Origin of the sequence: Morganella sp. BCCO 40_0007 (genome assembly GCF_032989665.1) — a bacterium.
In the GTDB taxonomy this organism is placed as follows: Bacteria; Pseudomonadota; Gammaproteobacteria; order Enterobacterales; family Enterobacteriaceae; genus Morganella; species Morganella sibonii.
Genome location: NZ_JAVBIN010000002.1, coordinates 98,381 through 110,541 on the forward strand (window position 1 = coordinate 98,381; position 12,161 = coordinate 110,541).

The window sequence follows — 12,161 nt, forward strand, 5'->3', positions numbered from 1 at the left end:
CTGCAAAGTCAGTCCCCGCAGACAATCGCTGCCAGCGGAGTACAGTCCGGAGACCGGCGGACAGAGCGCCGGAAAAGCGGCCATCATAACATGCGGGGAGTCAGGCGCTACAACAGATTTTCCGGCATAATCCGGCGGATAAGAAAGTCGTTAAATTGCTGATATTCTTCCGGATTAATAACCTGCGGATAACTCAGGATCACCAGTTCGTGCGGCGGGAATTCCGGGCGGTAAGCCGGATGATGGTGAACGTAATCATTAACGGCAAAACCACAGTGCTGATAAAAACGCAGACGACGGCGGGCCACCTCATCCGTCAGGGGGTCGATCTCCAGAACAACCCGCTGTTTCTCCTGGCAAAAAAGTGACAGCGCACGCTGCCCGACACCACTGCCGCGCAAATCCGGTGCAATGGCAATATGCTCAATATAAAACAGCGTGCCAATCTGCCAGCATCCGGTAAATCCGGCAAAGCGGTCATTATCCCTTATCTGATACAGATGATATCCGGGCTGCGAAAACAGTTTATCCCGCCCTGCCCGCGTGCGTTGTTCATGCAGCGGAAAAGCGGATTCATACAGCGGACGAATATCATCACGAACCGGGTCAGCCGGTGAGGTAACCGGAAGTAATTGCAGCATAAAAAGGTATCCAGCCTGAAAAATAAGAGTTACCTCACACTATCAGCAAAACAGGGGGACAGCAATCATCCCGGCACACCACTGATTCTATGGCGTAATGTTCTGATTTGACCGGCTGTTTTCCGCATGCGGAAACCGGGTATCTGCCAGCTGAAAGCGGAAGTCATCGCGATCAATCATGCCGGTGATGCTGTCAGCGTCATACAGCGCAAGTGCGAATTCCGCCATTTCCTCACTGGTGTGATAACGCGCAAAAGCGCGATCATAATCATAAGAATCCGTATTATTCGCCACCTGACCAAATTCAGTCTGTGTGGCCGCCGGTGCCAGCACTTTTGCCCGCAATTTTGCCCCGCTGCGGATAAGTTCACGCGCCAGTCCTTCCGTGTAGGCACTGACAAAAAACTTCGTCGCGCAGTAGGTTACCGCCGAGGGAACAATCGTATAGCCGCCCGCCGAACTGATATTGATCAGCTGCGCGCCTTCCGTATGCTGATAATCCTGCACATACAGGGCGGATAACACCATCAGGGCATTCACATTCAGAGCCAGCATTTTCTCCGCTTCCGCCACCGGCTGATCTGCCACCGGACCGTAATAGCCAAAACCGGCATTATTAATCCATGTAATAATATTCAGTGCAGACAACGAGTGATACAGTGCCGCCGCATTGCCGGGCACTGACAGATCACACACACGGATTTCTGCGGTGATATCCGGGTTCAGTTGCATCAGCTCCGCTTTCAGTGCCAGCAATACCGTTTCACGTCTGGCCACCAGCACCACATTGTTACCCCGGCGTGCAAACGCAGCCGCAATAGCCCGTCCGATTCCGGAACTGGCCCCGGTGATCACCACATAATTCTGACTGTTCATACAAACCTCCTTTGACATTAGTCTGCGGAGCGTAAAAGATAGAGTTCACTCCAGGTCAAGAGGTTTCTTGTATGCATTATTCCATCAGTGCGTTTTCTGCCTTAACCGGTTTCAGTATCCATACCCTGCGGTTTTATGAAAAAGAAGGCATTCTGATCCCGCAGCGCCGGGCAAATAATCACCGCAGTTACTCCGCCCGCGATGCGGAGTGGGTCGCCTTTATCACACGACTGAAAGAAACCGGAATGCCGCTGAAATCGATAAAGCATTACGCGGATTTACGGGCTCAGGGAGAGGAGACGGCGCAGGCACGTATGGACTTACTGCTGGCGCACAGCGGGGTGTTACAGCAGCAAATAGCGGTGCTGAATGATCATTTTCAGCACCTGGAGAAAAAAATAGATTACTACCGTGATTTACTCACCACGGCAGTCATCTGAGTGATATCAGTCTGCGGCACTCAGCCGGAATTTTTGCACTGAGCGTTGCAGTCCTTGTGTCTGTAACTCCAGTCCGGCGGCGGTTTCAGAAACACTGCTGACCAGTGAGGCATTCTGCTGGGTAACCGTATCCATCTGAGTAATCGCCGTACCGACCTGTAAGATACCTTTGGTCTGCTCTTCTGACGCGATGGCAATTTCTTTCATAATAGCGGTCACTTCACCGGAAGCGCGGACAATCTCCTCCATCGTTTCCCCGCCGCCGGCCACCTGTTTAATGCCCTGATCGACGCGGGAGACCGCATTGGCTATCAGCCGTTCAATCTCTTTGGCCGCATCCGCACTGTTGCTGGCCAGTGTCCGCACCTCACCGGCCACCACCATAAAGCCGCGTCCGTGAACACCGGCCCGTGCCGCTTCAATCGATGCATTCAGCGCCAGAATATTAGTCTGGAATGCAATGCTGTTGATCACATTGGTGATCTCCGCGATTTTCCGTGAGCTCTCGGAGATTTCGTCCATTGTGCGGATAACAGAGGCGATCATCTCATGCCCCTGATGTGCGGTTGAGGAAGTCACTTCCGCCAGTTCGCTGGCATGATGCGCATGATCCGCATTCAGTTTCACCGTCGCAGTGATCTCTTCCATACTGGCGGCAGTTTCTTCCAGCGCGGCAGCCTGCTGCTCAGTACGGGAAGAGAGATCCGTATTACCGCGCGCAATCTCCGAGGCACTGGCACGCAGGGTATCACTGCCTTCACGGATGGAACTGACCGCATCCCGCAGGCTGCCCTGCATTTCACTGAGTAACGGGAATAATTTGCCGACACAGTTACGCCCGGCGGCATCATTTTCCACCGGCTGACTCAGATCACCTCCGGCAATACGGCGGAAATGCTGACGGACATTGTTCAGCGGGCGCTGCATCATGGTCACCAGATAGCGATCCGCAAAAATCAGGATCAGCAGGCCAAACAGTGCGCCGCTGATAATCACGATCCGTGTGGTCGTCATCAGGCCGTCCACCAGCGTACGGGTCTGTTCAATCTGCGCTTCCGCCACCTGCGTGAACGCCACACTGACAGTACCGAACTCTTTGCTCAGCTGCGGTGTGACATCGTGGGACTGTTTACGGTAACCCGCCTGATCCCCCTGCTCTGCCAGCTGCATCTGAATTTTGACTCCCTCATCATAGAGCGCCTGCCAGCGGGCGATCACCCTTTCTGACATCTGCACATCCATCGGTCCCGGAGAAATACGTTTCATCTCCGCCAGATGCAGCCCCATGTTCTCCATCGCTTCCGCAGACGGTTTGAAATCCGGTACTTCACCTTCCGCTTTTTTCTGCATCTCACGGTTCAGCCGGGAGATAAAACGAAAATACTGGTCATTTCCCTGATTCAGTACTGTCAGCTGCCGGACTAACTGACGATCGGTCGTATTGCCGTCAGATACTCTCGACAGTGACCAGTCACTGTAAAAACTGACACATCCGAGTGTCAGACACAAAATACCGAGTATCGACAGCATGACGAACCGGATGGATAAGTTTCGAAGTAACTGCATACAGTTTCCTTTAAGGGGCGACAAAATGGTATGACGAAGCCATACGATTACAGTTATCGGCAAAAAAACAAAAAGTTATAATTTTTTGTTATTTTTTAAAATTTTGTTGTTTTTCAGGTTAATAGCTATGCGATTTTTGCCGTTTCAAGATATTTTTCTGTTTGCATGTCTCAAAATCACATAAAAAAAGACAATTGCTGATAAAAAAATACAAACCACCGCACGAAACATACAGATATTTACACTCCTTGCGGATATAAAAGGTAAATTCATTTAATATTATGAAGTTAACTTTTGTATCGCCCGAGAGCTGAGCGATATCACTCCTGACCGGTAATAAGAAGAATGAACATAGACGGGCTTCGCGGAAGCATTATCCAGAGTCTGGTTTTGTGGATTGAGCAAAATCTGGAATCTGATTTATCGCTGGATATCATTGCTGCACGGGCGGGTTATTCCAAATGGCATTTACAGCGTTTATTTAAAGAGCATACCGGGGTGGTTATCGGCAAATATATCCGTGCCCGCCGTTTATCCTGTGCGGCAAAAGCATTGCGGATCACCAGCAGCAGTATTCTTGATATTTCCGTGAAATACCGTTTTGACTCACAACAGACATTCTGCCGCGCCTTTAAATCACAGTTTAATACCACGCCATCCGCCTACCGCAAAAAAACGGGCTGGGACAGCAGCGGGTTTTGCTTCCCGTTACAGGCTGAAAACCGGATTGCTTTTCAGGCTGAACTGACCGAATTACCGGAAATACAATTAGCAGGCTCACACCATTATCACCGGAAAAACCTGTCAGACTGGCAGACAGAAAACCGGCAGTTCCGGCGTGAATTCTGGACGCTGTTTTTTAAGGAAGTGGATGTTATCCCGGCAGATTTATATGCTGTACATGCACCGTATGAATCCACCGCAGACGATATCAGTTATGCCTATACGACCGCAGTTATTCCGTCAGTGTTATCCCCTGAAGGGCTCCGCAGGGCTTCACTGACCCCGGTGACCTTACCGGGCGGGTCTTATCTGCGAATCACCATTGACCCGGCCACACTGAAAGAGCTGCCCGCTGATTACCACAACATCATTCATGCCGCCTATTCCGGCACACTGGCCGAAATGAACCTGCTCCGCAGACGCGGCCCGGATATTGAGCACTATAAACTGCTGTCCGCAGACCGCCATGACGATTTTATTGCCAATGGCATGCAGTATGTGGAAGAGATTAATTACTACATCCCGGTCATGCTATAACAATGCATTATGTACGGCTTCCCCGAATACGGAAGCCGGCTGCGGCCCGGAAATACGGGCAAATTCCTGACCATCCTTAAAGATCAGAACAACCGGTAACCCCCATACCGCGTATTTGGCCGCCAGTACCGGAGCCTGCATTACATTGATTTTTCCGGCCCGGACTGCGGCGGGAAAATGTGTTGCAGCCTCATCAAACTGATTCTCACTCCGGCGGCACGGTTCACACCACGGTGCATGAAAACGGATCACCGCAACACCGCTGCCGTGTTCAATACCGGCAAAATTGCTTTCTGTATAGTCCGTTATCATTCATTTTTCCCCTGTCAGAATGAAAATGATGGCTCTCATCAGAGCCTGTTTTTATAACGTAACCACCGAAAAAACTAAAGTCCTCCGGATAACAGCCGATAATAACCTTTACTGCCATTGTATCACGCCAGACAACACCATGATTAACATGATATTTTTATCTATAGCGATACATTGTATTTTTTTTATCGGATAAATTACTATTCAGCCTGAATTTACTCATAATGTGTGTTAATTTGCATTTACACTTTAAACTTGTGAACAGGCATATTGTAGTAATAATTTGTAATATTTCAGGTTCTTCGCATTTAAATCATTATAACACAATGAAATATAATGATTTTTTTAATTTTACATTATGAAATACATGTTTTTATTGTGTTTATTTTATGTTTACAAACATACACAAACCTATAGTTTTAACCATTACAACTCATTTTTTATGTAAACACTTCATTTTTGTTAAAACACCAACCATTAAAATAGAATTTAAATCTATATATTTACAATATATTAGTTTATTAATTTTAATTCATCATGGTTTGCGTTATTTTTTTACAATGAGACATTTTTGATTAAATATTGAATTGATTTTTTAATCATTAAGTATCAACATGTTAAATATAATTTAATGATAAATAGATAGTATTAAAGAATACAACATGGTAACTTATACTTATTAAACAAGTAAAAGTGAAAGATAGATTTAATATCTTTAATTATCAATGGATTAAAAACCACCCCCAAAATAAAGATATATGTTTTTAAATATCATAAAAATTGTTAATATTTTAAAAAGATTACAACGATCAAAAAATCGTTATTGATAGTCTTTGCCTTTCAATAATCGACCTTTGATCGTTATAACTAACTTTACTTAAAATCTGTAAGCGCTAATACTTAATCGCGAAATGCAACCACACCTTTCTGTCATATTTTATAACGACAGAATCTGTGTCTGTATTATCTGATTAGTTATTCAGAATACCTTGCATATTATTCCCATAAGAAACCCGGTAATTTTTGAGTACGACTCATGATGAATATAAATAAAATTGTTGGAGAACAAATCAGAGCACGCAGAAAAGAACAGGGATTATCCGGTTCAGAATTAGGTGATAAATTAAAATTAAGTCAGCAACAAGTTTCGCGCTATGAGCGCGGGGAATGCAACATTCCGCTTGATATGCTGTTTACTATTTCACAGGTTCTGGAAGTTCCTTTTGTAAAGCTATTCGGTGATCTGGATAAAAACCGGGATTACATATATTAATTTTATTATTTTTTCATTTTTTCATTTCTGATACACACAACACTTAAATTGTATCTGAAGATTACATTCTTCAGATGTAGTGGTTTACTATTTTTTTAAGATAGTAAAATTTGAAGATGGCGTTTATTTTTTAGGAATTCAGTATTATGAAATTAAATATCATTGGTGCATCTGTTGTATCCGCTTTATTATTCTCCGCTGCTGCTTCTGCTGCAGATCCGGTTATTGTAAACGGTGGTAATGTTCATTTTACCGGGGAACTGGTTAACGCAGCATGTGCAGTCAGCACCGAAAGCAGTAATCAGACTGTGGAATTAGGTCAGTACCGTACGGCTAAATTAGCCGCTTCAGGCGACATGACAACTCCGGTTCCGTTCAAAATCAAACTGGTTGACTGTGACCCGGCTGTATCCGCAACTGCAGCTGTTGCTTTCGCCGGTCAGAGCATGGATGGTGATGCAACCTTATTAGCTGTAAATTCAGGTACAAACGCACCGGCTGCAGAGAACGTCGGTATTCAGATTTCTGACAGCACCTCTGCGATTTTGTCACCAAACGGCAGCAAATTCTCAGCAGCCAAAACACTGAATGAAGGTACTAACGTATTAGATTTCTCTGCCCGTTATGTTGCCAAAGGTGCAACCACGCCGGGTCAGGCAAATGCTGATGCCACTTTCGTTGTTAAATACGAATAATCAATTACTGAACGTAATTAATTAAATAAATAAAAACTTTCTCTGCACAGAATTATTTTCTCTTAATTCTGACGATGGATTGTGCCTGTAACAGGGAGCAGAGAAAGTTTTATATATCACTACCTGTATTATAAGCCACCACGGAAAATGAAATACCATACTCTATGCGTTATTTCTGACAGAGAATATTAAGAGGTACTTTTGTGATTTCTGATTATTTTAAAAATAGTGCATTGATATTGTTTTTCACACTGATGTCAGGGTTTGCTTATTCAGCATCAAATCAAAACTCAGGAATAGCTCTGGGTGCCACCCGGATTATTTATCCTCAGGATGCCAAACAAACCTCACTGTCTGTGATTAACCACAGCCCGAAAGAACGTTTTCTTATCAACTCATGGGTTGATAACGAAAATGGCAAAGAGAAAGATTTTGTTATCACGCCACCGTTATTTGTAATGGAGCCTGCCAGCGAAAATATTCTGCGGATTGTTAACCTGGCTCAGGATTTACCGAAAGACAGAGAATCCATTTTCTGGCTGAACGTAAAAGCCATTCCGTCTGTGGATAAAAACTCGCTGGAAGGAAAAAACGTTCTCCAGCTGGCGATCCTTTCGCGGATTAAATTATTTGTCAGACCGGTGAATTTACCGATCCAGACAGAAGATGCGGCCGAAAAAATTATCATCACGCAGAAAAACGGCGCGATTACGATTGATAACCCGACACCGTATTACACCACTTTCGTCAATCTCATTTTAGACGGGCGTCCGCTTGATAATGTCATGGTTGCACCATTCAGCACCCATCAGATTGCCGGTAAAAGCGGCCGTAAACTGACCTATCAGACAATTAATGATTACGGCGGACTGCGCAAACAGCGCGAAGTGAATCTGAATTAAGGCATTCATTATTTTATTGTTGTCATGCAGGGAACAGGGTGAAATGAGTAACATCAAAAAGGTTTTCACACATACGCCGGTTTATTTTGCTGTACTTGCGGCCGTGACGTGTTTTTTGCCTGCGGGAACCGCCGGTGCGAAACCTTCCTTTAACGCCGCGTTTTTAACCGACGACCTGTCTGATGCGGATGTCTCTGATTTATCCCGCTTTGAATCGGGCGGTTATCAGCCGCCCGGTAATTACCTGGTTGAACTGTCCGTTAATAATGATTTTGTCTCCTCTTCTGAAATCACCTTTACCGAACTGAAAAATAAAGAGGGTGAGCCTTATTTATTCCCCTGCTTCAGTGCGGAAACTATTATGGGTTTCGGGGTGAATATCGCCCGGCCTGAAGAATTAACCGCGCAGGATAAACAGTGCTTCCCGTTTACCGAAAAAATTCCCGGTTCCGAATATCACTTTGATTTTCAGAAACAGCGGCTGATGCTCAGCTTCCCGCAGGCCAGCCTTTCCGGGCAGGCCCGCGGTTATATTCCGCCGGACAGATGGGAATCCGGTATCCCGGCGCTGTTTATGAACTATTTCGCGTCAGGGAATAATAACTCGGATAATACCAGCAGCTACTACGTGAGCATGAACTCAGGGTTTAACCTCGGTGCATGGCAGTTCCGTCAGTCCAGCTCCTGGAATTACAACAAAAGTAAAAATTCCAGCAACAGCCAGTGGCGCAGCCTGATGAACTATGTTCAGCGGCCGATCATTGCCCTGAAAAGTCAGCTGGTTATCGGTGACGGCAACTCGGACGGCAGCGTGTTTGACTCTGCCGGGTTCCGTGGTGTGCGGCTGTTTTCTGTCGATAATATGTATCCGGACAGCCAGCAGGGTTATGCCCCGACCGTACGCGGTATGGCGAAAACCGATGCCAAAGTGGTTATCCGCCAGAACGGCTATGTCATTTATCAGGTGTATGTCCCGCCGGGCCCGTTTGTCATTAATGACTTAAACCCGGCCACTTCCAGTGGTGACTTACAGGTTACCATCGAGGAGAAAGACAGCACTCAGCAGCAGTATGTTGTGCCCTACTCCACACTGCCGGTACTCCAGCGTGAGGGCCGCGTGAAATATGATGTGATGGCCGGGGAATTCCGCAGCGGTAACAGCAACCAGGATAAACCAAAGTTTGTCCAGGCGACGCTGCTCGCCGGTCTGACGCGGGATATCTCTGTTTATACCGGGACTCAGCTGGCGGACAAATATAAATCTGTACTGGTGGGTGTCGGCCAGAATATCGGCCGTTTTGGTGCGTTCTCCTTCGATATCACCCATGCAAACAGTGAACTGGCGGACGGCTCAAACCACAGCGGGCAGTCATTCCGTTTCCTGTATGCGAAATCCCTGAACACCACCGGAACCACGTTCCAGTTATTAGGTTACCGTTATTCCACCAAAGGCTTCTATACCTTAAATGATGTCGCCTACAAGCAGATGTCCGGGTATGAATATGCCCCGGACGGCGAAGATGGTGATAGCAGCAAACCGATCATTATTAATTATCACAATCTGCTCTATAACAAAAAAGGGCGTTTCCAGGTCAATATTTCGCAGTCATTTGATCAGTACGGTTCGCTCTATTTATCCGGCAACCAGCAGTCTTACTGGAACCGCAGCGGTAAGGATGAATGGTATCAGGCCGGGTATTCCAACAGCCGGAACGGGATAAACTATTCCGTTTCCCTGAGCACCACCAAGGCTCTGGAACTCAAAGAGCGCGATAACATGCTGTCGGTGAATGTGTCCGTGCCGTTCTCATCATTCTCATCGCGTAACGCGCGCAGTAATGATGCCTTTAATAACGCGTATGCCACGTTCTCCGCCACCAGTAACTCCGGCGGCCGGGATGCTTACCGCGTGGGTGTGAACGGCACATTGCTGGAAGACAGAAACCTGAGCTATTCCGTATCCCAGGGGCATGTCAGCCAGCAGGGCTATAACGGCTCCGCTGGGCTGGATTATCAGGGGACTTACGGTGATTTCGGGATCAGTTATAACTACGACCCGGATCAGAATCAGCTGAACTACCGGGCTTCCGGGGCGGTGCTGCTGCATGAAAACGGATTGACATTCGGCCAGTCAATCAATGACACCACCGTGCTGGTCAAAGCACCGGGTGCCGCCGGTGTGGCGGTGGAAAACTATACCGGTGTGAAAACGGACTGGCGCGGTTACGCCATTATTCCTTATGCCTCCGCCTACCGGAACAACCGTATCGCACTGAATCCGGACTCATTTAATGACAATACGGAAATAAAAAATAACGTACAGAACGTAGTGCCGATCAGCGGTGCGGTCGCCCGCGCCACGTTTGATACCAGTATCGGTATCCGGGCGCTGCTCACCCTGACACACAACGGTAAACCGATCCGCTTCGGCAGTATGGTGCAGGAAACCGGCTCGCAGATCAGCAGTATCGCTGATGATGACGGGCGGGTGTATTTAACCGGCCTGCCGCTGACCGGAAAATTACTGGTGCAATGGGGAAATCAGCCGGGTGACCAGTGTACAACCGGCTACGATTTTACCCGTCAGGAAATCAAAGGACCGTTACTGCGGACCGCGCTTGAATGTAAATAGAGAGTTAATGATGAAAAAGAGATATGCAATCCCGTTATTAATGGCATTTTTACCTCTTCCGGCGCTGGCAGTGGTGTGCAGTAATGCCTCCGGCGGGATCAGTGAAGTGTATTATGATCTGACGGACAGCTTTACGTCCGCCAATAACCAGGTGGGTCAGGTAAAAGTATTAACCAAAAACTTCAGTGAACGGGTTGAAGGGATCTGCCCTGTTCACTCCGGTAATAACCGGACAATGCGAAGCTATGTCGCCAATATGCCGGTAGTGGAGACGGAAGGAGCTTATAAATACCTCCAGCTGAATGATTACCTGCGCGGAGCGATGAGTATTATTGACAGCTCCGCCGGTACTTTTTATCCGCCTCAGGACTATGTTCTGATGGGAACACACCCTAACGTTACCAAGGGCAAGCCGTTCGGCATCATGGACAGTAATTTTACGTTCCGTCTGAAAGTTACCCGGCGTTTTGTTGACCAGGTGGTGATCCCGAAAAAGACGCTGTTTACCGTATATGTCACCACGGCGAATAACGACCCGTTAAGCACACCGGTTTATACCATCAGCTACAGCGGCGTGATTAATGTGCCGCAGCAATGCAAAGTCGGCGTTAATGATATTGTGGTCATTAACTTCGGTAAAATCGGCTCACAGTTATTCAGCCAGGCCGGCGCCGGTAATAAACCTGCCACGGTGAATAAAAAACTCGAAAATATCGCAATACAGTGTACCAACGTAGAAGCCAAAGCTTATCTGACACTGCGTATCGAAGCCGAAAAAGTCAGCGGCAATATGATTGTCTCTGATAACCCGGATGTCGGTTTTATGGTTGGTGATAAAGACGGCAACGCATTAACGCCGAATAATATCGGCAGTGTTATTCCGTTCCAACTCGATGGCGCCGGATCGGCCCGTACCGCAATTACCGCCTGGCCTGTCAGTGTGACAGGAAATAAACCGAAAGAAGGTGTTTTCCAATCCCGCGGATATTTACGCGTAGACTACGAATAACAGGCACGGCAATGAAAAAAAGAATAACACAGGCTCTGTTTCCCCTGCTGTCCGGCTGGCTGCTGATCCATTCCGCCGCTGCCTATGAACTTGGCCGGGTGAATATTGAGCTGTCCGGTGAAATTGTGGCTTACAGCTGCGGGGTTGAAGTCTCTCAGGCAAATAAAAAAGTTGAGCTGGGGCGCTGGGCACTGAAGAATTTCCGTGCCGCCGGAGATAAAACACAATCAATGCCGTTCAGTTTTCAGTTGCAGAACTGCCCGCCCTCTTCTGCTGTCACTTTTGTTTTCAGCGGTAAGAAAGATAAAACGGACAGCTCATTGCTGGCCATAAATGAAGGTGCAAGTGCGGCGGGATCTGTGGCGGTGGAAATCCTCGACAGTCAGAAAAAGCGGCTTCCCATGGAGACCAAAAGTCCGAAAATCGCCATGGATATTAACGGTAACGGTCAGGCGCAATTTTATGCCAATTATATCGCCACCGCTGACCGCCCGACACCCGGTATTGCCGATGCGGATGCCACTTTTATGATTACCTACGACTAATCAGAATATA

Annotated in this window: 12 protein-coding genes; 8 read left to right on the forward strand and 4 right to left on the reverse strand. The window is 47.2% G+C overall.

The features are described 5' to 3' along the window. Window positions 1-107: 107 nt before the first annotated feature. Both R5268_RS02520 and R5268_RS02525 read right to left on the reverse strand, forming a co-directional pair. Entirely contained in the window at window positions 108-641 is a 534-nt protein-coding gene (locus R5268_RS02520; protein WP_317418741.1) for a GNAT family N-acetyltransferase, read from the reverse strand. An 87-nt stretch (window positions 642-728) separates the two neighbouring features. Beyond that, complete coding sequence (locus R5268_RS02525; RefSeq protein WP_317418740.1) at window positions 729-1,517, reverse strand: SDR family NAD(P)-dependent oxidoreductase; 789 nt, start codon at window positions 1,515-1,517, stop codon at window positions 729-731. Between the two features lie 71 nt (window positions 1,518-1,588). On the opposite strand from R5268_RS02525, the gene R5268_RS02530 reads away from it, so the two are divergent. Then, on the forward strand, window positions 1,589-1,957 hold the full coding sequence (locus R5268_RS02530; protein WP_218455313.1) for a MerR family transcriptional regulator: 369 nt from the start codon (window positions 1,589-1,591) through the stop codon (window positions 1,955-1,957). A gap of 6 nt (window positions 1,958-1,963) precedes the next feature. Here the strand turns inward: R5268_RS02530 and R5268_RS02535 are convergent, their stop codons facing one another. After that, a complete protein-coding gene (locus tag R5268_RS02535; protein ID WP_317418739.1) occupies window positions 1,964-3,523 on the reverse strand; it encodes a methyl-accepting chemotaxis protein in 1,560 nt (519 codons plus the stop codon). Between the two features lie 345 nt (window positions 3,524-3,868). On the opposite strand from R5268_RS02535, the gene R5268_RS02540 reads away from it, so the two are divergent. Then, window positions 3,869-4,783 carry an effector binding domain-containing protein gene (locus tag R5268_RS02540; protein ID WP_317418738.1) on the forward strand — a complete coding sequence of 305 codons (915 nt, stop codon included), beginning with the start codon at window positions 3,869-3,871 and terminating at the stop codon, window positions 4,781-4,783. Here the strand turns inward: R5268_RS02540 and R5268_RS02545 are convergent. Then, complete coding sequence (locus R5268_RS02545) at window positions 4,778-5,095, reverse strand: thioredoxin family protein (RefSeq protein WP_218455311.1); 318 nt, start codon at window positions 5,093-5,095, stop codon at window positions 4,778-4,780. The genes R5268_RS02540 and R5268_RS02545 overlap by 6 nt on opposite strands. Before the next feature lie 1,036 nt (window positions 5,096-6,131). On the opposite strand from R5268_RS02545, the gene R5268_RS02550 reads away from it, so the two are divergent. The 6 genes from R5268_RS02550 (at window position 6,132) to sfmF (ending at window position 12,151) form a co-directional block, all read left to right on the forward strand. After that, complete coding sequence (locus R5268_RS02550) at window positions 6,132-6,368, forward strand: helix-turn-helix domain-containing protein (RefSeq protein WP_052926134.1); 237 nt, start codon at window positions 6,132-6,134, stop codon at window positions 6,366-6,368. Window positions 6,369-6,514: 146 nt separating this feature from the next. Beyond that, entirely contained in the window at window positions 6,515-7,063 is a 549-nt protein-coding gene (gene fimA, locus R5268_RS02555; protein WP_107678285.1) for a type 1 fimbrial major subunit FimA, read from the forward strand. A gap of 254 nt (window positions 7,064-7,317) precedes the next feature. Next, window positions 7,318-7,965, forward strand: a complete 648-nt coding sequence (locus R5268_RS02560) for a fimbria/pilus periplasmic chaperone (protein ID WP_317418783.1) — start codon at window positions 7,318-7,320, stop codon at window positions 7,963-7,965. Window positions 7,966-8,008: 43 nt separating this feature from the next. Then, window positions 8,009-10,597, forward strand: a complete 2,589-nt coding sequence (fimD, locus tag R5268_RS02565; protein WP_317418736.1) for an outer membrane usher protein FimD — start codon at window positions 8,009-8,011, stop codon at window positions 10,595-10,597. A gap of 7 nt (window positions 10,598-10,604) precedes the next feature. Further along, window positions 10,605-11,606: a fimbrial protein gene (locus R5268_RS02570; RefSeq protein ID WP_317418735.1), complete on the forward strand. Its 1,002-nt coding sequence runs from the start codon at window positions 10,605-10,607 to the stop codon at window positions 11,604-11,606. An 11-nt stretch (window positions 11,607-11,617) separates the two neighbouring features. Then, a complete protein-coding gene (sfmF, locus tag R5268_RS02575; RefSeq protein WP_218455309.1) occupies window positions 11,618-12,151 on the forward strand; it encodes a fimbria assembly protein in 534 nt (177 codons plus the stop codon). The last annotated feature ends 10 nt before the right edge of the window (window positions 12,152-12,161 follow it).